The 21,331-nt window shown below is 31.7% G+C and carries 19 protein-coding genes; 12 read left to right on the plus strand and 7 right to left on the minus strand.

What is annotated here, in order from left to right; all coding sequences use genetic code 11:
• The first annotated feature begins 218 nt into the window (after nucleotides 1-218).
• Both ACM591_RS04070 and ACM591_RS04075 read left to right on the plus strand, forming a co-directional pair.
• Nucleotides 219-1,604, plus strand: coding sequence for a TcaA NTF2-like domain-containing protein (locus tag ACM591_RS04070; protein ID WP_029378410.1), 1,386 nt, complete (start codon nucleotides 219-221; stop codon nucleotides 1,602-1,604).
• Between the two features lie 721 nt (nucleotides 1,605-2,325).
• Nucleotides 2,326-3,534 carry a multidrug effflux MFS transporter gene (locus tag ACM591_RS04075; protein WP_029378411.1) on the plus strand — a complete coding sequence of 403 codons (1,209 nt, stop codon included), beginning with the start codon at nucleotides 2,326-2,328 and terminating at the stop codon, nucleotides 3,532-3,534.
• Between the two features lie 83 nt (nucleotides 3,535-3,617).
• Here the strand turns inward: ACM591_RS04075 and ACM591_RS04080 are convergent, their stop codons facing one another.
• Nucleotides 3,618-4,166, minus strand: a complete 549-nt coding sequence (locus ACM591_RS04080; RefSeq protein ID WP_029378412.1) for a TetR/AcrR family transcriptional regulator — start codon at nucleotides 4,164-4,166, stop codon at nucleotides 3,618-3,620.
• A gap of 127 nt (nucleotides 4,167-4,293) precedes the next feature.
• Here ACM591_RS04080 and ACM591_RS04085 point away from each other — a divergent pair, with 127 nt between their 5' ends.
• Nucleotides 4,294-4,941 (plus strand): HlyD family secretion protein, encoded by a 648-nt coding sequence (locus tag ACM591_RS04085; protein ID WP_017723219.1) that lies wholly within the window; start codon nucleotides 4,294-4,296, stop codon nucleotides 4,939-4,941.
• Between the two features lie 13 nt (nucleotides 4,942-4,954).
• Entirely contained in the window at nucleotides 4,955-6,844 is a 1,890-nt protein-coding gene (locus tag ACM591_RS04090; RefSeq protein WP_029378413.1) for a DHA2 family efflux MFS transporter permease subunit, read from the plus strand.
• 262 nt (nucleotides 6,845-7,106) lie between these two features.
• On the opposite strand, the gene ACM591_RS04095 is transcribed toward ACM591_RS04090, so the two are convergent.
• On the minus strand, nucleotides 7,107-7,754 hold the full coding sequence (locus tag ACM591_RS04095) for a hypothetical protein (RefSeq protein ID WP_029378414.1): 648 nt from the start codon (nucleotides 7,752-7,754) through the stop codon (nucleotides 7,107-7,109).
• A gap of 273 nt (nucleotides 7,755-8,027) precedes the next feature.
• Here ACM591_RS04095 and ACM591_RS04100 point away from each other — a divergent pair, with 273 nt between their 5' ends.
• Entirely contained in the window at nucleotides 8,028-8,927 is a 900-nt protein-coding gene (locus ACM591_RS04100; RefSeq protein WP_232164530.1) for an alpha/beta hydrolase fold domain-containing protein, read from the plus strand.
• A gap of 180 nt (nucleotides 8,928-9,107) precedes the next feature.
• Here ACM591_RS04100 and ACM591_RS04105 read toward each other — a convergent pair whose 3' ends face one another.
• Complete coding sequence (locus ACM591_RS04105) at nucleotides 9,108-9,512, minus strand: hypothetical protein (RefSeq protein ID WP_326026639.1); 405 nt, start codon at nucleotides 9,510-9,512, stop codon at nucleotides 9,108-9,110.
• A gap of 15 nt (nucleotides 9,513-9,527) precedes the next feature.
• Nucleotides 9,528-9,995 (minus strand): thioesterase family protein, encoded by a 468-nt coding sequence (locus ACM591_RS04110; RefSeq protein ID WP_326025914.1) that lies wholly within the window; start codon nucleotides 9,993-9,995, stop codon nucleotides 9,528-9,530.
• A 145-nt stretch (nucleotides 9,996-10,140) separates the two neighbouring features.
• On the opposite strand from ACM591_RS04110, the gene corA reads away from it, so the two are divergent.
• Entirely contained in the window at nucleotides 10,141-11,088 is a 948-nt protein-coding gene (gene corA / locus ACM591_RS04115) for a magnesium/cobalt transporter CorA (protein WP_038679038.1), read from the plus strand.
• A 73-nt stretch (nucleotides 11,089-11,161) separates the two neighbouring features.
• A complete protein-coding gene (fni, locus tag ACM591_RS04120; protein ID WP_029378419.1) occupies nucleotides 11,162-12,205 on the plus strand; it encodes a type 2 isopentenyl-diphosphate Delta-isomerase in 1,044 nt (347 codons plus the stop codon).
• A gap of 161 nt (nucleotides 12,206-12,366) precedes the next feature.
• Here the strand turns inward: fni and gltS are convergent, their stop codons facing one another.
• The gene (gene gltS, locus ACM591_RS04125; protein ID WP_029378420.1) at nucleotides 12,367-13,575 is read right to left on the minus strand and encodes a sodium/glutamate symporter; all 1,209 of its coding nucleotides are present in this window, start codon (nucleotides 13,573-13,575) and stop codon (nucleotides 12,367-12,369) included.
• A 177-nt stretch (nucleotides 13,576-13,752) separates the two neighbouring features.
• Here gltS and ACM591_RS04130 point away from each other — a divergent pair, with 177 nt between their 5' ends.
• Together ACM591_RS04130 and ACM591_RS04135 are read left to right on the plus strand one after the other, a co-directional pair.
• A complete protein-coding gene (locus tag ACM591_RS04130; protein ID WP_255200678.1) occupies nucleotides 13,753-13,881 on the plus strand; it encodes a hypothetical protein in 129 nt (42 codons plus the stop codon).
• Between the two features lie 101 nt (nucleotides 13,882-13,982).
• Nucleotides 13,983-15,305: a Na+/H+ antiporter NhaC family protein gene (locus ACM591_RS04135; protein WP_029378421.1), complete on the plus strand. Its 1,323-nt coding sequence runs from the start codon at nucleotides 13,983-13,985 to the stop codon at nucleotides 15,303-15,305.
• 125 nt (nucleotides 15,306-15,430) lie between these two features.
• Here ACM591_RS04135 and ACM591_RS04140 read toward each other — a convergent pair whose 3' ends face one another.
• Entirely contained in the window at nucleotides 15,431-16,042 is a 612-nt protein-coding gene (locus tag ACM591_RS04140) for a DNA-3-methyladenine glycosylase (protein ID WP_029378422.1), read from the minus strand.
• 202 nt (nucleotides 16,043-16,244) lie between these two features.
• Here ACM591_RS04140 and ACM591_RS04145 point away from each other — a divergent pair, with 202 nt between their 5' ends.
• A complete protein-coding gene (locus tag ACM591_RS04145) occupies nucleotides 16,245-16,946 on the plus strand; it encodes a DUF805 domain-containing protein (protein WP_326026638.1) in 702 nt (233 codons plus the stop codon).
• 101 nt (nucleotides 16,947-17,047) lie between these two features.
• Here the strand turns inward: ACM591_RS04145 and ACM591_RS04150 are convergent, their stop codons facing one another.
• Entirely contained in the window at nucleotides 17,048-18,664 is a 1,617-nt protein-coding gene (locus ACM591_RS04150) for a ribulokinase (RefSeq protein WP_029378424.1), read from the minus strand.
• A gap of 239 nt (nucleotides 18,665-18,903) precedes the next feature.
• Here ACM591_RS04150 and ACM591_RS04155 point away from each other — a divergent pair, with 239 nt between their 5' ends.
• On the plus strand, nucleotides 18,904-19,803 hold the full coding sequence (locus ACM591_RS04155) for an ABC transporter ATP-binding protein (protein WP_326026637.1): 900 nt from the start codon (nucleotides 18,904-18,906) through the stop codon (nucleotides 19,801-19,803).
• Complete coding sequence (locus ACM591_RS04160; RefSeq protein WP_029378426.1) at nucleotides 19,796-21,037, plus strand: ABC transporter permease; 1,242 nt, start codon at nucleotides 19,796-19,798, stop codon at nucleotides 21,035-21,037. Before ACM591_RS04155 ends, ACM591_RS04160 begins: the two co-directional genes overlap by 8 nt.
• Nucleotides 21,038-21,331 lie beyond the last annotated feature (294 nt).

Below are 21,331 nucleotides of genomic sequence, written 5' to 3' on the forward strand. Positions count from 1 at the left end.
GAACAGTTTGTTACAAGATCAAAGTAATACTAGACTAAATATGTATATCAATTTAGATTTAGATTAAATATAATATAAATGATGCAATAGCGTTTTGTGTTGTTTAAAACTATCCTTCATACTATAAAGAACCATGAAGAACATACATATAGTTTCAACTTATAATATGTTAAAATAACGGGATAGTGCAAAAATTCAGGTATAAAGTTGGTGAGAAAATGCAAAAATGTCCTAAGTGTGGGGGAAATACAAGAGATGGACAACGAAAATGTGGCCATTGTGGACGGTTACTACGTCAAGATGATTCAGCAAAAATGACGCGTTCATCCAAAGAAACTAAAAAAATAACAAATATTAAAGCGCGTAAAATTATACCCTTGGGAATTGCATTTTTTATCGTAATTTTACTTATCATAATTTTTATCTTATTAAAAAATTTCAATTCACCTGAGGCACAGTCAGAAATCTTAATCAATGCAATTGATAATAATGATACTCAAAAACTTTCTACTATTTTAAGTACACAAAATAATAGTGTAGATGAAAACGAAGCAGAAGCTTATATAAGATATATCAAAGAAGAAGTAGGTATGGATAACTTTGTAAAAGATGTAAACCAAAAAATAGAGAAGTTAAACAAGAGTGATACGAAAGAAGCTGATTCTGTAACAGCTAAAAATGGTGAGAATGTATTACGTGTTAGTAAAAATGGCAGACGCTATTTAATATTTGATAATATGAACTTTACCGCACCGACAAAAGAAGCGATTATAAAACCTAAATATGAGACTACTTACAAATTTAAATCTGGTGATAAACAAAAAACTGTTGTAGCAGAGAAAAACAAAGCAACCTCATTAGGTAAATTTATCCCAGGTGATTATGCTTTAGAAACTAAAAAAGAGATGGAGAATGGACAGTTTGATGGTCATCTCAGATTTGATTTTAATAACAGTAATAACGAAACCGTAGATGTACATGAAGATTTTGATGAGGCATACATTCAAGTGGAGTTAAGCGGTGCATCAGAGATAGATAAAGACTCGGTTAAAGTGAAAATTAATGATAAAACTTATGATTATGCTAAAGCAAAAGAAATTGGACCATACCCTAAAACAAAAGATTTAACAATATCTGCTGAAGGGGAAGCCAAGAAGAAAATGTTTAAATCAGCAGAAACAACTGTGAAAACAGATAATCTTAAAGATAAAACGAAAGTTACTATGAACTTTGATAGTGATAAAATCAAGGAATATGTAGAAAAGAAAGAAAAAGAAGAAAATAGTTTCAGAAATAAGGTGGCTAATTTTTTCGGTAATTACACAGCTGCAATGAATAGTGCACATAGTCAAAGCAACTTTTCATTAGTTTCTAATTATTTGAAGAAAGATACTGATAATTATAAAGCAACTAAAGGTGGGGTAAAAGGAAACAATTTATTATATTTACAACAACCTCAAATTACTGAAATCGTAAAACAAGGTAAAACTTATTATGTAACTGCCAATACATTGAAAGAAAATGGTCAATATGGCTCGGTTGATTATCAATTAGAGGGCGATGATGATGCAGGTAATTTAAAAATAGTTAAATATTCTGAGTGATTTAAACAGTTTATGCTTTGATTAGAGTTAAATATGTTGAGTAGAGGTCTAGGACATCAGTTGTTGTCTTAGACCTTTTTTAAAAACCACTTCTCTAAAGAACCACCTCTATAAAGAACCACCTCTCTAAAGAACCACTTCTCTAAAGAACCACTTCTCAATTTATTGAGTTAGTGGTTCTTACACATGAGTTATACTCAGGTGTTCCGCTTTTGAAATTGAAGCGGTTCTTACACATGAGTTTTACTCAGGTGTTCCGCTTTTGAAATTGAAGCGGTTCTTACACATGAGTTTTACTCAGGTGCTCCGCTTTTGAAATTGAAGTGGTTCTTACACATGAGTTTTACTCAGGTGTTCCGCTTTTGAAATTGAAGCGGTTCTTACACATGAGTTTTACTCAGGTGCTCCGCTTTTGAAATTGAAGTGGTTCTTACACATGAGTTTTACTCAGGTGCTCCGCTTTTGAAATTGAAGCGGTTCTTACACATGAGCAATAGCTCATGAGGATCAAAACACGTCACTTATAAATCTACATTATTTAGAAAGAACATTCAGCTTATATGAGTTATAAGTAACTATTTAAATATCTCATTATTAAAGCTATAATAGTAGCAATGAACTTTAAAAATAACTTGTAAAAGAATGTTTATAATTTTAAGAAATTAATAAAATATAAACCTTTTCATCAACGAAATCACACATCATTGTGAGGAGAATAAATATGTCTAATTATCAAGAACAAAGTAAGCAGCCTTTATTGTTCGTAGTTATACTCGGGGCACTTACTGCAATTGGTGCATTATCTATTGATATGTTCCTACCTGGTTTGCCACAGATTCAATCTGATTTTAATACTACAACCTCAAATTCACAATTAACTTTATCACTCTTTATGATTGGGCTAGCACTAGGTAACTTATTTGTTGGGCCGATATCTGATGCTATAGGTCGTAAAACACCGCTTATAGTCGCAATGTTACTATTTACTTTAGCGAGCATTGGGATTATTTTTGTAGAAAATATTTGGATAATGATTGCTTTAAGATTTGTTCAAGGCTTTTGTGGTGGGGCTGGTGCTGTTGTTTCAAGAGCTATTTCCAGCGATTTATATAGCGGTAAACAATTAACGAAGTTTTTAGCATTGCTTATGTTAGTTAATGGAGTGGCTCCAGTTATTGCGCCAGCACTTGGTGGCGTCATACTATCATTTGCTACTTGGCGAATGGTCTTTGTTATATTAACAGTTTTTGGAATTTTGATGCTATTGGGAACTCTGCTAAAAGTTCCGGAATCTTTAGCAGAGGAACGCAGAGATAGCCCGCATATTTTAAGCATATTTAAAAATTTCAAATTACTATTGATGACACCTAAATTTGTATTACCTATGTTAATTCAAGGCGTAACGTTTATACTGCTATTTAGTTATATTTCAGCATCGCCTTTTGTCACGCAAAATATTTATCATATGTCTGCTCAACAATTTAGTATTATGTTTGCATTGATTGGCATAAGCTTGATTTTCTCTAGTCAACTAACAGGAAAATTGATTGATTATATAGATAAACAATCATTATTACGGATATTAACAATGATTCAATTAATAGGTATTGCAGTTGTATCAGTTACGTTAATTACACATTTACCAATTTGGATTTTATTTATTGGTTTTATTGTACTCGTTGCACCAGTTACTGGAGTAGCAACCTTGGGCTTTTCTATTGCAATGGAAGAACGTACTGGGGGAAATGGCAGTGCATCAAGTTTATTAGGGCTTGTACAATTCTTATTAGGGGGCTTAATATCCCCATTAGTAGGTATGATGGGAGAATTGAGTTTCGTACCTTACGTTTCAATAATTATCATAGCTGGTATCTTACTAATTATCTTACAGGTAATAAATTATTTTGTTTTTAAACCTCAATCATTTTAAAATTAACAAAAGACGCTATATTTTAAGATAGCGTCTTTTTTATGCTTAAGAAAATTCGTGGTGATAGCAATTCAAATATGTTGTTATCGTCTTAGTTTAATTACATTTGCAAGGAGAATTTGAGCAAGTTCGTCAGCTGATTCAGGGCAGCCTTCACGTATCCATAAATATACAATACCAATTTGTCCGCCCAACGCGTAAGTAACAAATTGCTTTTTCTTTTTTATATTTGTATAGTCTATAATAATTTTTGTATATGTTTCCTTAGTAAGCGTTACATAATCGGAAAATAAATCGCGATTAGGGTGTGAAACAAATATCGCATGGAAGAACCCATAATGTCGTTCAATATAAGTTAAGATACTTTTGAAAAATTTATATAGTTTATAATGATTTATCTCTTCTTTATTTTGACTGTCATATAACGAATTTAATAACTTTGAATATTTTTGTAGGTGATACATCTGTATTGTAGATAACAGATCATATTTATCTACAAAATAATCGTAAAATGTTGTTCGATTTATTCCACTATACGCACATAACATTTTTATCGTGATGTTTTCAAAAGGGTATTCTTCTAATAGTAAAATCATACTTTTAATTATTTTATCTTTTGCTCTTTGTCTCATTTTTACTCCTTCAAAAACACGGTAGATACAAACCCAACACATTTTATAGAAGTGTTGGTGTTTTTTTATTGTACATGTATCTATAATATATAAAGTGAATTTTAAAAGCAAATAGGAGGAAAGAGTAATGAAAAAAATGGTATTAATTAACATCATTACCATTGTAGTTCTTGTGATTATTGGTGTAGTCGGTTTCCACTTTTATAATCAAGCTACAGGATTTGTAAGTACAGAGAATGCCAAAGTTGACGGAGAACAAATTAAAGTGTCTGCGCCAGCATCAGGCGAAATCAAATCATTTGATGTTAAAAATAATGAAAAATTAAGTAAAGGCGACAAAGTTGCTGAAATAGCAGCTAAAGGTGAAGATGGCCAATCACAAAATATGGATATTAAAATGCCACAAGACGGAACAATTGTAAAAACTGATGGCATGGAAGGTTCAATCGCGCAAGCAGGATCTCCAATTGCTTATGCTTATAATTTAGATGATTCTTATATTACTGCAAATGTTGATGAAAAAGACATTTCAGATGTTGAAGAAGGTAAAGATGTAAATGTAAAACTTGACGGCGAAAAAGCTGAACTTAAAGGTAAAGTTGAAGAAATTGGTAAAGCTACAGCTTCAAGCTTTTCAATGATGCCTTCATCAAATACTGATGGTAACTACACTAAAGTTTCTCAAGTAGTACCTGTGAAAATCTCACTTGATTCAAAACCATCTAAAAACGTTGTTCCAGGAATGAACGCTGAAGTTAAAATTCATAAAAATTAAGGGGGGTCTATAAATGACAATGACCTTCATTATTATTTACGTAGTCATAGCGCTCATTTTTGTTGGATTGATTAATCTTTTTATGGCAAAGAGTAAGAAAAAACGATCAAAAAGACAAATGGAACAAATGAAGCAAGAAGATAACGCTTCTGATGAAAATTATCAATCTAAATTTAATATAAGTGACAAAGAAGGTTCTAACGAATCAACTATGGAGTCAGAAACAGCAACAACAGAAGAGAATTTGGAAGATGACGATACTTTAAGTAGTGAAGTTACAGATCAATCAATTGATAACTCAGATGAGACAACAGATGCTGATCATCAAAATATCAATCCAAATTCTGAAGAAGCAAAAGTAAACGAAAAATTAAAGGAAAAACATAGTTCCTTTATGTTTGGTAAAGGAACGTCACAAGGTAAAGTGCTATTAGCAATGATATTCGGTATGTTTATAGCAATCTTAAACCAAACGTTATTAAACGTTGCCTTGCCTAAGATCAATACAGATTTTAATATTTCAGCGAACACGGGTCAGTGGTTAATGACAGGGTTTATGTTAGTAAATGGTATTTTAATTCCGATTAGTGCTTATTTATTTAACAAATATTCTTATAGAAAACTATTTTTAGTAGCGATGACGCTATTTACAATTGGTTCCCTTGTCTGTGGTATGTCAGGTTCATTCACAGTAATGATGGCAGGACGTGTATTACAAGCGATTGGTGCTGGTATACTGATGCCGTTAGGTACGAATGTATTTATGACTATCTTCCCTCCAGAAAGACGTGGAGCTGCGATGGGTACACTTGGTATAGCGATGATTTTAGCGCCAGCTATTGGTCCTACTTTATCAGGTTATATCGTTGAGAACTATCACTGGAATGTTATGTTTTATGGCATGTTCATTATTGGATTAGTTTCACTAGCAATTTCATATATTTGGTTTAGAGTTTATCAAGTTACAACCAATCCAAAAGCGGATATACCGGGTATAATCTTCAGTACAATCGGTTTTGGTGCATTATTATATGGATTCAGTGAAGCTGGTAATAATACATGGAGTTCACCTATAGTAGTGATTTCATTAATTGTAGGAGTCATCTTTATCATTGCCTTTGTGATTAGAGAGCTCACAATGCGTGTACCGATGTTAAGTATGGAAGTATTAAAATACTCTGGATTTACTTTGACTACAGTAATCAATATGATTGTAACGATGAGCTTATTCGGAGGTATGATTTTACTACCATTATATCTTCAAAACTTAAGAGGATTTACACCGATTCAATCTGGTTTATTATTGCTACCAGGTGCATTAATCATGGGTGTTATGGGTCCTATTGCAGGTAAATTGTTAGATACAATTGGTATTAAACCATTAGCTTTAGTAGGTACGGGTATCATGACTTACGCAACATGGGAATTGACAAAATTAAATATGAATACGACGTATGGACATTTAATGCTTATTTATATTATTCGTTCGTTTGGTATGAGTTTTATTATGATGCCTATTATGACGGCAGGTATGAATTCATTACCTCAAAGACTTATTTCACATGGTAATGCTTTATCAAATACTTTAAGACAATTGGCTGGTTCAATTGGTACAGCACTATTGGTGACAGTAATGTCAACACAAAGTACACAATACGCTGCTGGTTACGCACAAGATTTAGATAAAACAAATCCATTTTTAAAAGACCGTTTACAAGAAATGGCACAAGCAATGGGTGGAGAGCAAATGGCTACTTCACAAATATTAGAATTTGTACAAAAACTTGCTTCTATTAATGGTGTGAATAGCGCATTCTTAATTGCAACAGCATTAAGCGCGCTTGCATTTATCTTAAGCCTATTCTTAAAAGGAAAAGCACACTACATTTCAAATGAAAAGTAAGTTGGTATTAAAATAAGCTAATATATATTGTATAAAAGACATGAATTTCATAAACTAGAATATAATATCTTCTAGTTAAAAATAAACGTCAATTTCTATTCGAGTAATATAGAAATTGACGTTTTTTAATTTTATAAACTTATGTGGTTTGTTGAACTACTATTACTTATCATTATCCCATATCCAAAATTTAGTATAAGCATAATAAAAACCATACAATTTAGTTATTACTCGAATTGTATGGTTACTTTAATAATATAATTTAAACAATTACTTTTTTATTATTTTTGCGATTTCTAAAAAATAGACTAATTAAAATAAGTGCAATGCTACAACCTAGTAATATAAATGCATTATGAAGCGCATCTGCTTCAGTTAAGATTTGTGATGGTTTGATTGAAACGTAGTATTGACTCATGGAATCAGCAATATGTGTAGCAATATTTTTAATAAGGTATGAAAAACCAAAAGTAATAATCAACATAATAGCAATAACAAGTAAATTTACAATCTTTAATGCAGTTCTATTAAACACGAGTGTAAAAATAGTTAAAACTAAACTAACGATACAAGCCATAAAGAATACATAAAAGACTAATATTAATCGATCTATACTTGTTTGAAGATCATCAATGCTTTCGATATTAATGTTAAGGTTCGAAAAATCATTGATTGAATCTTGGAAATTAGTGAGTTGATGGAAATTAATAGTTTCTTGAACAAAAACTAAATTGAAAATAGGTTCTTTAAACATACTATAGCCTGTAATCGCTATTAATATTAGAACGATGATATGAATGATAATACTAACCCACGATTTTTTCTTTTTTTCATATTGTAAACCACGTTGCATAGGTTCACTAGTTAAGGTGTGTTCAAAGTCCTTGAATTGTTTGTGTTTATCGGCCATAAGTACTCCTTTCACTGCATATTGCTAGCATTTATTTATTTTGTGACTTTTGTTTTGTTATAATGTTTAATAGTTGATACATTTTAAGTATTACTAACATGACTTTTAAATATAATAATAATCAAATTGTTAGTTTTTAAATTACCCACATTATATTATAACTATGATTTTTGATCATTATATTAATTTTACCATAACATTTATTTTTTTTAATAAGTAAAACAAAGAATATTGGACGATAGCATAATAAATATAGATTGGATGGATTATGGAATGAAATCAAGACTAACAACTAAATTTATAAATAAATACTTATTACCTCATAGATCTATTATTTTTAATACAGATCAAGATTTTGAGTCATTCATGGAAAAGCGTGAAAAGATTAATGATAAAAAACATAAACAGCCAGAAACACTAAATGTTAAATCTGATTTGGATAAGCAAACACTAGATGACTTACAAGTATTTAGATTCAGATTTAGACATAGTAAAGAAAAAAAGATTTTATATATTCATGGTGGTTATAATACTTTACAACCATCAGCTTTTCACTGGAGATACATGGATAAACTGGCATTAAGTACTTTATATGAAGTTGTTATGCCTATCTATCCAAAAGCACCGAAATATAATATTGATGATACATTCGATGCTATTTTTAAAGTATATAATGAATTGTTAAAAGAGGTTGATAGTAAAGACATTATCGTTATGGGTGACGGCACTGGTGGCGCTTTAGCACTTAGTCTAGTTCAACAGTTGCAAGAGCAAGGACAACCAATGCCTAGAAAACTATATCTATTTTCTCCATTATTAGATGCACAATTAGATAATACAGAAATTACTGAAGCACTAGATCGAAAAGATGTACTCGTAGATAAAGACGGTGTTCAAAAAATATTGAAACGTTGGTCGAACAACTTGCCATTAAATGATTCAAGACTCTCTCCTATAAATGGTAATTTGATTGATTTACCACCAATTTATATGTTTGGTGGTACTCATGAAATTTATCTACCAGATATGTTGAAATTTACTGAAATTTTAGCTTCAGCACAACAAGAAATTCACTTTTATGAGTATAAACGTATGGTTCACGCTTTCCCTTTATTACCAATAAGAGAATCTCATAAAGTAATTAAACAAATTGTTGGAACAATTAATGAGTAAATAAAGTCATAAATTTTAATATATAAAGGTGATTAACTTTAACGGACAGGATTGGAAACCAAAGTTGACTGGACTTCCAATCCTGTTTTTTGATTAGTAACAAACTTAATAAAGGATAAAACAACTGCCAATTAAGTTAACTTGATTGGCAGTAGAATTTCAATAAAAGGCAGAATATAGTTATTGATTTATAATTTTCGTATTAATAGAATCGATGATAAACTTTTGCCCCATTAAAGTGTAATGATAGGCCAATATCTCTTCGTAATCAGCCGTCGGTTGTGCGAGCATTTTAAATTTTTGTGAGGAAGTGTCATAATCATTTAAAACACTTGTTGCATACTCATTAAAATTTGAAATAAAAGCCTGATTATCTGGATAAGACTTCAAAATGGAATCAATGTAATCAATAGCTCTTTTTTGTCCTTGTAAATAACTAATATCTAAGCCACGTTTAATCAATTGACTATCAGGTCCATTGATAACAAGGCTCTTACTTTGATTAAGCTCGCTAAGTTCAAATTTAGTTTGGTCAAATAAATCACATAAATGTGATTCAACACTTGTATGGATGTTCTTTGTCATTTTTTTCTCAACTCCTTATCTAGTAATTCTTATACGGTGACCCAATTGCTTTGGCCAGTCGATGCGCCGTTGATTATTATAATAGGAAATAATTTCATTTGCATATTGTTCAGGGAAAGGGGATGTTTTATTAGTTTTGCGATTGATACCTAACATCAAAGCTTCATTAGTTGCAACAGTTGTACCATCTGTTTTTGTCATGATTGAGAAGAAGTGTACGCTTTTCTCATTATAATCGTATAAGTAAATAGTGATTTGATATTCATCATTTTCTACTAATTCAGATAAATAAGCGGTTTGTTCTTCAACAGTAAATAAGGTATAGCTTAATGTTTCTCTTTCCTCTAAAGATAATCCCTTTTGGTAATTAAACTGGTTAATAGCGTCACTGAAAATCATATTATATTGCGCATCATGTACATGATTATTGTGGTCAATCATATCTTGTGTTACGTAGTGATTAATAGTAAATGGATTTTGCATCAAAACACTCCTTGATAGTCGAAAGTTAATAATCAAATGGTAACAAGTTTTTCTTGTCTACAATGTTAGTTTACTAAAAATAACATAAACTTACACTTGAACGGTTTCATGGTAAAATAAGGTAAATGATTTAGGGAGGGGAAATATGACAATTACAGTTAAATATCAAGTTCCTGGACAAGCATTAACAGAAGCTTCGTGCTTTGATGATGTACCTGAATCAGCAACATTCGTTTGGTACGATTTTCACAAGCCTTCAGCACCAGAAAATGAGATTTTTAGGTCGTATTTTAGCTTTAATAAACTTGAAATCGATGATACAGTTAATGGAACACCTAGGGCAAAATATAAATCATATGATACATATCAATATATCGTATTGCATAGTATTGACACGAATAACAGTGGTGACAAAGCGTTGAATTTATTTATAAAAGATGAAGTGCTTATTACGTACCATCATCAGCCTTTTTCAATTTTAAATAACTTTACAGATGTATTGATGAAAGAAAATAAAAATGTTTTGCAAACATCTGATGTTGCATTGCACATCATAGATAAAATGGTGGATAGTTACTTTGATTTGATCTATGAAATTGAAGATAAAGTATACGAATTTGAGGATTATCACCTAAAGGATGCTTCAGTTAAAAATATTATGGAAGAAGTATTTAAAATAAGATCTAATATTATAAAAATGAAGCGCATTGTTTATCCAATTCAAGAATTAGTTGATAACATCAAAGAAAGCGGCCTATTACTTGTAGATAAGAAGAATCATATGTATATTCAACATATAGAGGACCATATTATAAAACAACAAAATATTTTGAAAATGTCTCAAGAGATGACTGATGAAATTAAAGATAATTATTCGTCATATAACTCTTTCAAAATGAATAGTATAATGCAAGTACTGACTCTGGTATCGGTAGTATTTCTACCTTTGACATTGATTACAGGTATATACGGCATGAATTTTACAAATATGCCTGAGCTGAAATGGCATTATGGTTATTATATTGTCTTAACAATTATGTTAGCGATAAGTATTAGCTGTATAGTCTACTTTAAAAAAGAAAAATGGTTTTAATGGTTATAGCAATATAAGGATAGTTCGATATAATGAATTTAATATAAAAATGTGTTGAAAGTAGGAGCGGAAAATGAGCGATATAAAAAGAGAACAACGTAAAAATGAACACGTAGAAATAGCAATGGCGCAGAAAGATGCAACAATTTCAGATTTTGATGAAATAAGGTTTGTACATCATTCTATTCCTAATATTGATGTTGATGATGTTGATTTAACAAGTAATTTAAAAGACTTTACGTTAAATCAACCATTGTATATTAATGCGATGACTGGTGGTAGTGAATGGACGAAACAAATTAATGAAAAATTAGCTGTTATCGCACGTGAGACTGGAATTGCGATGGCTGTCGGTTCAACGCATGCTGCATTGAGAAACAGCAAGATGGCTTCTTCCTTTAGTGTCGTACGTGAAACAAATCCAGAAGGTATTATTTTTAGTAATGTAGGAGCAGATGTACCTGTAGATAAAGCCGTAGAATCAGTGAAATTACTTGATGCTCAAGCTTTACAAGTTCATGTTAATGCGCCACAAGAATTAGTTATGCCAGAAGGTAATAGAACTTTTTCTACATGGATGGAAAATTTAGCACAAATTGTAGCACGAGTAGATGTGCCAGTTATAGTTAAAGAAGTTGGCTTTGGTATGAGTAAAGAAACGATTAAAAGTCTTAACGAAATCGGTATTAAGTACGTAGATGTAAGTGGTAGAGGTGGTACTAATTTTGTCGATATTGAAAATGAAAGACGTACATATAAAGATATGGATTACTTAGGCTTATGGGGGCAAACGACTGTAGAGTCTTTATTAGAAAGCACCGCATATCAACAAGATATGGATATTTTAGCAAGTGGTGGTGTCAGAACCCCTTTAGATGCAGTGAAATGTCTTGCACTTGGCGCTAGTGCAGTAGGAATGTCACGTCCATTTTTAAATCATGTTGAAAATTATGGCATCACTGAAACACTAAATTACACAGAACAATTTACGGAGCACATGAAAAAAATTATGACGATGCTTGATGCAAAATCAATTAAAGATTTACAACATGCACAAATGGTATTTAGTCCAAAATTACAATCATGGATTGAACAAAGAGGTTTAGATATTAAATAAACAAGTCAATGCTATAAAACAGTATATATGGGGAACAAAATTAAAACAAGGCCGGTGCAGTTTATCCAAACTGTTTCGGCCTTGTTTTTAAATGCATGATTTAGTGATACGAGTTTCATTCGTGTTAAAGCCACGTAATGATTGATTGAATTCATATGAAGTTAGCTGAAAATATTAATGAAAGTTGTAACTATAGGCACACCTAGTAAATCAATTAAAAATGCACCTACAATTGGTACAACTAAATAGGCTTTTGGAGACGCACCATATTTCTTTGTTATGACATCTAAGTTAGCCATAGCATTTGGCGTTGCACCAAGTCCGTGTCCAATAAACCCACCAATCATAACTGCTGCATCATAATCTTTACCTAATCCTCGGAATAAAATTAGTACAGAGAATAAGACAATAAATACAACTTGAACTAATACAATAATGATTAACGGAATTGCCAATTGATAAATTTCAGTTAGTTGAATACTCATTAATGCAATAGATAAAAAGAGGCTAAGTGAGACGTCACTAATACTGTTAATGAGCTTCATATCAATAATATTTAAATTACTGTATTCGGATATATTACGTATAATGACTGCAATAAACATTGCGCCAACATATATAGGAATATTTATACCTGTTAAATCAGAAAATTGAGTCCCTAAATATGAACCGATAGCCATACAAATGGCAACAATTGCAAATTGCATTAGAAATATAGTAGTGGGTGCCATACGCTTATGTAGATATTGATTAGCGGTTACATCGCTATAATCTTTCATCGTTTCTTCAGCATTTTCAGGTTTTAAGTTATATTTATTAATTAAAAATTTTACAACTGGGCCGCCTACTAAACCACCAGCAACTAAACCTAAGGTCGCTGCAGCTAAGGCTGCTGTTACTGCAGAATCAATACCTAGGCTCTGGACTGTTTTACCATAGGCAGCTGCATTACCGTGTCCGCCTTCCATTGACATAGAACCGGCTGTTAAACCTAATAAAGGCGGTATATTTAATAATTTTGCCAGTGATACACCAATGATGTTTTGAAAGAATGCTAGGACACCACAAAAAATAAAATATAATATTAAGACTTTACCACCTAAACGAAGAAGTTTAAATGATGCTCCTAGTCCAATCGTTGTGAAAAATGCAAGCATAAAGAAATCTTGAATAAAGTCAGAATCTAACTTTATAGTTAATAAACCTGTTGTTTCTAAAATTGCTACAATAATAGCAAAGAGTAAACCACCAATTACTGGCGCAGGTATACATAATCTTTTTAAAATACCAACATGATTAATAATATAGATACCTACAAGGTATAATACACTTGCCAAGGCTAAAGTAGTAATTGCATCTAACTCTAGCATGTTCATTCCTCCCTTAATACTAATATACAAAACTAATAAGTTAACCATTTATAAACGTCTTATAAGTTAGCGCTTACAACACCCGTAATTTCGATTATACATTTTTGGAAAATATAATGATAGTCATAGAAATGATTATCGAAAAATTTAATTGAAAAGCATAGTGAAATTACTTAATTGAATAAAAAATTAATTGATATTGGGAATTTAAATATTGAAAATAGCAAATTAAAAAATAAAAAAATTGGTGACGGTGAAAACTTAATTAAGATTGTAACTGATACAGGTGATGTGACAATTAAATAGTAAGTGTCGAAAGAGGAGATAATGTATATAAAATGACATTATCTCTTTTTTGATTTACCATATATATCATATAAAATACCTAGGTAATAAGGAGCTCATTTATGGAACAAACTATGCGAAGTGAAAAACAATATGGCGCCTTAGCGCTATTGCCTTTGGCAATATTTTTAGTGTTATATATAGGCGTAGGTATTACTTTTACCATTCTAGGTAAAGAAGATGCTTTCGATCAATTGCCACGTCATGTCGCAATATTAATAGGTATTGTTATAGCTTGGACTTGCTATGACAGAAAAACAGCTTTTACTAAAAAAGTACAAATATTCACTGAAAATGCAGGTAATTCAGGCATAGTGAATTTAGGTTTGATTCTACTACTTGCAGGTGCATTTTCGGCTGTTACGTCTGAAATGGGCGGTAAAACCGCAATGGTGAATATGGGACTTTCTGTTATTCCGCCAAGTTTACTTATTCCTGGAATATTTATTATGAGTGGTTTTGCTGCATTAACATTAGGTACTTCAACTGGTGCACAGGCGGCTTTTATTCCAGTAGGTGTTGCAGTAGCACAAGCCGCTGATTTAAGTGTCGCAGCAGCTGGTGCAGCTGTTATAGCTGGCGCTTACTTTGGCGATAACTTATCTATAATTTCTGATACTACAATTGCTGCAACTAATGGTGTTGGCGCTAAGATGAGAGATAAATTCAAAATGAATGTCCTTATTGCATTACCTGCTGCCATAATTACAGCTATTTTCTACACTATTGTAGGTGGAACGGGTAAAGTGGATGGCGACTTAAGTTATAATTTTATCAATATTTTACCTTACTTATTTGTATTAATTGCTGCAATAGCAGGTTTAGATGTCATTCTGGTGCTTATTATTGGAATAATTATGGCGGGGCTACTTGGTATCGTTCAGGGACAATTAGGTATATTTCAGTTCACAAGAGCTATCGGTGATGGAATGGAAAGTATGTTTACTATCTTTTTAGTAGCCTTTTTAGTTTCAGGACTTGTCGCTTTAATTCGATATTATGGTGGTATAGATTGGATTATTAAGGCAATGAAAGCCAAAGCTAAAGGGCGTAAGAGTGCAGAATATGTAATTAGCTTAATGTCTGGTGTGCTCTCTGCAGCATTATCGCATAACACATTAGCAATTATTATTTCTGCGCCAATTGCAAAAGAAATTGGTGATGAATACAACGTACCACCAAAACGTATGGCAAGTTTATTAGATATATTTGCTTGTTGTGCATTAATGGTTTTGCCACATGATAGTGGTATGTTAATGGTAGAACAATATGGAGATGTGTCTTACTTAGAAGTATTAAAATATTCATTTTATCCAGTAATATTTGTGATCTGTACTATAATAACAATTCAATTTGGATTATTAGATCGTGATAAAAAGCATTAAAATAAAATTTTATCTATGCTATTAAACGGCAATGATGATGTTTATTTAGCAAAAAATAAGAGGTTGAGATATATAATTGTCTCAACCTCTTATTCAAGTTAAAGATAAAGTTATTATCGTTAATATTAATTACGCCAAGTTACATCTGGATGTTTCATATCAGATTTGCGCATTCTTGAAACATATGGGTTACCTTGTACAGTAAAACGTAAAGGTTTATTTGTCCATTCACCTTTATTGGGTATTCCTATACGGCCACTTGATTCAATTATTTTAGGATGTTTTCTATTTTTAGTATCTATTTGTAAGCGTCCTTCATTGATTTTAGAGCCATCTAAATGTCTTGGAATATTGAATGCTTTAGTCCATTTTCCAGGACCATTTGTTAAGTCAAAACCTAATTTGCCTCGATTGAGTGACATCGCCTCAATACCTTCTTCAGGTTCTACCGCTCTGATTAATACACCTTCAGGTTGACCTTCTAATTGGGTTACAAAATTAATAAGCAAGTGTGTATGCATCACGTGTGCGTAAATAGTACCACCGGTTTTATATAATGATTCAACTTTGGGCGTTCGCTTGCCATTAAATCCGTGTGCTGCACGATCTTTTTTGCCTACATAGGCCTCTGTTTCTACTATATAGCCAGTGTATGTTTGTAATTCATCGTGATAGATGACACGCACCCCTAATAAGTCTTTGGCAATTGTAACAGTATCTCGTTGTATAAAATCCATAAATTGCCCTCCAATATATAGTTTGTAAATTTAAATTTTTTTCGATATTTTTTAAAAAATTGTAAAATTGTGTTACCACTAAGATTAAATTTTGTTACACTATTTGTATGATAGGGTTAGTAAGTTTTTTACATACGACCTATTAAAATCTAGTATAAAATAAATCTTATCCTAAACAAATGAAAATGAAAAGAGGGAGATTATGGAAAGGAAAATTGGCTTTGGACAAGCGCTTAAATTATATTGGAAAAACTATGTTAACTTTACTGGTCGGTCACGTAGAAGTGAATATTGGTTTATGGTATTGTGGCATATTATCTTCTTGTCACCTGCAATTATAGTAGGATTCATAGGTTTATGTATGTTTATAGCGAGCGTTTCTGAGACTACTGGTTCTGCAATAGGGCTAAGCGCGATTTTATTACTGTTAAGTATAATATATATGTGTATTTATTCTATAGCAACGTTTATTCCAAACTGGGCCATATTAATAAGAAGGTTCCATGATACAGGTAGAACAATGGTCATGCCGTTAGTTTATCTAGGGATCTCATTGATTGCTAATGTGGTGAATTTTGTCTTTGAGCAGAATGATTCGAGTGAAACAAATATAATCACTAGTATTATTTTGCTTGTCTTTGGATTGCTTAACTTAGGATTAGGTATTTATATTATTGTCATTGCTTGTTTGGATAGTGAAAGAAAAACAAATAAATATGGCAGTAGTCATAAATATGGGCAACATATTCAATCTTCAGATCACACACAAAATAATCACTCAAATTCATTCAATACTGAGTCTGTTCAAAATGATGAGCGTCATTCACAACAATTTAAACATGATGTTGAGTCATTTGATGAAAGTAAAAATCCAGAGAACAAACAAGATGATTTTAAATATTAAGGTCTAATTAGTTATGCATTTGATTATAAAAATAAACATAGGAGTTTGAGACATCAATTGGTGTCTCAGACTCCTATGTTTGTTTTATAATACTAAAATTACTAATCAATATATGAAAGTTCAGGATGTGTTTTCCCTAATAAATCATGTAATGACTTGTATCTTTGGAATAGTAGTTCATATTGTTTTACTTTTTCCGGTTCTGGCTGTTTACGATAATATATAGGTTGCTTCATTTGTTGCACAGTTTCTTTTAATGATGCATAGGCACCACCTACATTTGCACCTAACATTGCAGCGCCCAAAGCAGTAGCATTGCTTGAATCGATAACTACAATTTCTTTATTAAGTACGTTTGCATAAATATCAACTAAGAGTTCGCTTTTAATTGGAATGCCACCAGCAGCATATACCGTGTGCACTGGTATATTATTATTTTCGAATTGTTGCATAATCATTTTAGTACCGAATGCAGTTGATTCGATGTGAGCACGATAGATCATTTCGTATGGTGTCTGTAATGTTAAGCCGAAAATACTTCCAGTTAAATGACTGTCGCTCAAAATACTACGATTACCGTTATGCCAATCAAGCACTGTAACATGTTGCTCGTCAATGGCTATTTCGCTAGCAATCTTTTCTAAGTGTTCAAAAAGGGAAAGTCCTCGTTGTTCAGCTTGATCTACAATTGCTTTTGGCGCAAGGTCTGCAGCATAATTGAATAAATCACCCACGGCAGCTTGTCCAGCTTCATAAGCATATAAGCCAGGGATAATTGCATCTTTTACAGAGCCAGTTATAGCAGGAATAGGTTGCTGTTTAGGGTCTAACATAAGATGACAAGTGCTTGTCCCAATTACTGGTGTAAATTCACCTTGCTCGATTGCGCCTACCCCTAATACACCTGAATGAGCATCAATGATATAGGGGGATATTTCAACCGTATCAGAGAGCCCCCACAATTGTTGGTAATATTGACTCAGATTACCGGCGCTTTCACCGATATGTACCACAGGGGCTTCGCATTTATTTTTTACAATGTCAGGCAACTCTGGGTCTACAGCTTCAAAAAATTCATAATTAAAGCCATCATTTTCATTATAAAAACCTTTAAAGCCGATACCACAATTAGAGCGAATATTTTTATTGGTAAGTAAACTTACGAGGTAATCGCCTGCTTCCATGATATAAGAAGTTTGTTTTAATATTTCGGGTGCTTTATGTTTAACTTCTAATATTTTTGGTATCATCCACTCACTATTGACACTGTGCCCATAATAATTTAACCATGATGGATTTATTTCATCACTGACTTCTTTCATTTGTGTAGCTTCGTCTTGTGCACCATGATGTTTCCATAATTTCACATAAGCATGTGGGTTATCCGTTAATTCAGGATTAAGATGTAATGGTTTGAAGTCTTCATCTAAGAACACTATCGTGCAACTTGTAAAATCAATGCCAATACCAATAACAGAATCTAGTTTAATATTACTATCATCCAACACATGTCTAACGCCTTCTTCTAATATTGAAGTGTAGTCTTCAGCATGTTGTAAAAAATAATTGTGTGGTAGATGTTTACCATTTAAAGATTTAGAGATAGTGCCATGCGGATATTCCTTTATATAGGTAGAGATAATTTCTCCATTAGATGTATCTACTAAAAAGACTCTACCTGAAGCGGTGCCATAATCGATGCCGATACTATAAGTCATGTTGCCATGCCTCCCATTTGTTATTGGTGAACAATAAGTATTAAGTTCTTATTTAATTTTATGATAGTGCTTACATTATTTAATGTAAAGCTAAGGACATTAATAGTTATATTGGATGATATATTTTGTTGAAAATAAATGCTATGATTTTATAAAAATTAATATTTAAAATGTATGTGTAATAGAATAAATGGTATGATATGACTAAAGTAATTTCAAAAGAGAGGGGCACACTTGCCATGTCATTACTTATTGAACATGTCACGAAAAAGTATAAAAATTTTACTGCTGTGAATGATATTTCACTTTCTCTAGAAAAAGGGAAAATGTTAGGTTTTTTAGGAAGAAACGGAGCAGGAAAGACGACAACTTTTAGAATGATTTTAGGGTTGACTCCGATTACAGAAGGAACGATAACATATAATGATAAAGTGATTGATAGGTCATTATATAATCGTATTGGTTATTTACCTGAAGAACGTGGTTTACATCCTAAGATGAAAGTAGAAGATGAATTGCGATATTTGGCTACATTAAAAGGCATGAAGTCAAAAGATATTACTAAAGCAATTGATTATTGGCTAAATCGATTTAACATTAAAGAAAATAGAGAAAAGAAAATTGAAGCCCTCTCTAAAGGGAATCAACAAAAAATTCAACTGTTAGCAAGTATATTACACAAGCCTGAGTTACTGATTTTAGATGAACCCTTTAGTGGACTCGATCCTGTAAATGTGGAATTACTGAAATCTGCTGTTCAAGATTTGAATGATGAAGGAACAACAATTATTTACAGTTCGCACCGCATGGAGCATGTCGAAGAACTTTGTGATAACGTCTGTATTTTAAATAAAGGGGAACTTGTTGTTTCAGGACCTATTGATGAAGTGAAATCAAATCATGGTTATAAACGTGTAGTTATTGAGACAGAACATGAAATGCCTGAAATAGATGTTATTACAGGGGTGATAGCTGTAGAAAGAAATAAACGAGAAATTAAAGCGACTATTGAGTCAGAAATGATTGCGGAAAAAATTTACGATGTTGTTACACAATATGGCTTTGTTAAACGTTTCCAAGTTGTAGAACCATCACTTAATGAAATCTTTATAGCCAAAGTAGGTGATATCCATGAGTAAATTTTGGGCTACTTTTTCATTAACTTATAAAAATAAAGTGAAAGCTAAATCATTTATGATATTCACAACTGTAGTAATAATTCTAATGCTCGGCGCATCAAATATTAATAAAATTATTGATTTATTCGATGATGGTCCTGATAAAGTTGGGGTTGTATCGTCTAATAATGAAATTTATAAAGTTATTAAGTCTCAGGGAAACCAGCTGGATGAAGGCGCGAAATTTAGTAAGGTATCTGAAAAACAGGCTAGATCACAAGTAAAAAGTGAAAAATTAGATAAAGCTTATATCATTAAATTAAAAGATAACCAAAAGTTATCAGGTAAAATTTTAAGTAAAGATACTGTTTCAGAGCAAGATAAACAAAAATTAAAGGCGACCTTATCGACGATTCAAACTCAATTTGTAGCTAATAGTCTTGATTTATCTCAAGGAGAGTTAAAGCAACTACAAGCACAAAGTGATGTTTCCGCAGAGATAATTGCTAATAATGCTAAAAGTTCGAATCTAAGTGAAGCACAAAAAGGTTTTAATACTGCAATCGTTTATCTTGGTATTATGCTCATGTTCTTCATTATATTTAATTACGCAAGTCAAGTTGCAATGGAAATTGCAACTGAGAAAACGTCACGTGTCATTGAAATGATTATCACAAGTGTATCGCCGGTAACACATCTCTTTGCTAAAATGGCGGGGGTAATTGCAGTTGCGTTAACCCAAATTAGTATTTTTGTAGTAGTAGGTGTGATATGCTTCTTAACATTTGACATTAGCGATATGTTACAAGGATTTAAAGTAGAACCTAATGAATTAACACTTCAATTAGTTGTTGTAGGTTTTGTGTCATTGATTATAGGTATTTTTTCATATATAATTTTAGCCTCAATTCTTGGTTCAATTACGTCACGTATTGAAGATATCAACCAAGCATTAATGCCTATGACATTAGTTAGTATGATTGCCTTCTATATCTCATTATTTAGTGTAATGAATCCAGATACATTGCTTGTGAAAATTGTTAGTTTTATACCGCTTATGTCACCCTTTGTTATGTTTGTTAGAGCATCGACACCAGATGTTGCGACATGGGAAATTATGGTTAGCGTAGCCTTGTCAATTATAACAATATTTGTATTATTATGGATTGCAGTGCGCAGTTATAAAGATACAATTTTGAGTTTTGATAAAGGTTTTGTGAGCTCGATGAAACGTATTTTCAATAAAAAAAGTTAATAAACTAAAATAAGAGGCTAGAGCATAAAATTGTTTTAGCTTCTTAACTTTATTTATTAGTAATCTTTAGCTAGTCGTTTTAACTCAAATAATATTGAAATAAACGAAAACACATGAAAAAATAGTGAAAAATAGAAAAAACTATAACAATTTTCAATATTGTTTGATAAAATGCAACAATAGTATAGCTTATTATTTGTATAAATTGTTACAATATAAGAGAGTTATATTATAGATAGGGAATTTTTATATACATACCAATTGATAACTTATTATATTTAGCTGATTGTTTAA

The organism is Staphylococcus sp. Ze2 (genome assembly GCF_048568365.1).
GTDB lineage: Bacteria > Bacillota > Bacilli > Staphylococcales > Staphylococcaceae > Staphylococcus > Staphylococcus xylosus.

Excerpts from the sequence above, each read along its gene's own strand:
- ACM591_RS04070 (WP_029378410.1), top strand. The coding sequence starts at position 219 with ATGCAAAAATGTCCTAAGTGTGGGGGAAATACAAGAGATGGACAACGA.
- ACM591_RS04075 (WP_029378411.1), top strand. The coding sequence starts at position 2,326 with ATGTCTAATTATCAAGAACAAAGTAAGCAGCCTTTATTGTTCGTAGTT.
- ACM591_RS04080 (WP_029378412.1), bottom strand. The coding sequence starts at position 4,166 with ATGAGACAAAGAGCAAAAGATAAAATAATTAAAAGTATGATTTTACTA.
- ACM591_RS04085 (WP_017723219.1), top strand. The coding sequence starts at position 4,294 with ATGAAAAAAATGGTATTAATTAACATCATTACCATTGTAGTTCTTGTG.
- ACM591_RS04090 (WP_029378413.1), top strand. The coding sequence starts at position 4,955 with ATGACAATGACCTTCATTATTATTTACGTAGTCATAGCGCTCATTTTT.
- ACM591_RS04095 (WP_029378414.1), bottom strand. The coding sequence starts at position 7,754 with ATGGCCGATAAACACAAACAATTCAAGGACTTTGAACACACCTTAACT.
- ACM591_RS04100 (WP_232164530.1), top strand. The coding sequence starts at position 8,028 with ATGAAATCAAGACTAACAACTAAATTTATAAATAAATACTTATTACCT.
- ACM591_RS04105 (WP_326026639.1), bottom strand. The coding sequence starts at position 9,512 with ATGACAAAGAACATCCATACAAGTGTTGAATCACATTTATGTGATTTA.
- ACM591_RS04110 (WP_326025914.1), bottom strand. The coding sequence starts at position 9,995 with ATGCAAAATCCATTTACTATTAATCACTACGTAACACAAGATATGATT.
- corA (WP_038679038.1), top strand. The coding sequence starts at position 10,141 with ATGACAATTACAGTTAAATATCAAGTTCCTGGACAAGCATTAACAGAA.
- fni (WP_029378419.1), top strand. The coding sequence starts at position 11,162 with ATGAGCGATATAAAAAGAGAACAACGTAAAAATGAACACGTAGAAATA.
- gltS (WP_029378420.1), bottom strand. The coding sequence starts at position 13,575 with ATGCTAGAGTTAGATGCAATTACTACTTTAGCCTTGGCAAGTGTATTA.
- ACM591_RS04135 (WP_029378421.1), top strand. The coding sequence starts at position 13,983 with ATGGAACAAACTATGCGAAGTGAAAAACAATATGGCGCCTTAGCGCTA.
- ACM591_RS04140 (WP_029378422.1), bottom strand. The coding sequence starts at position 16,042 with ATGGATTTTATACAACGAGATACTGTTACAATTGCCAAAGACTTATTA.
- ACM591_RS04145 (WP_326026638.1), top strand. The coding sequence starts at position 16,245 with ATGGAAAGGAAAATTGGCTTTGGACAAGCGCTTAAATTATATTGGAAA.
- ACM591_RS04150 (WP_029378424.1), bottom strand. The coding sequence starts at position 18,664 with ATGACTTATAGTATCGGCATCGATTATGGCACCGCTTCAGGTAGAGTC.
- ACM591_RS04155 (WP_326026637.1), top strand. The coding sequence starts at position 18,904 with ATGTCATTACTTATTGAACATGTCACGAAAAAGTATAAAAATTTTACT.
- ACM591_RS04160 (WP_029378426.1), top strand. The coding sequence starts at position 19,796 with ATGAGTAAATTTTGGGCTACTTTTTCATTAACTTATAAAAATAAAGTG.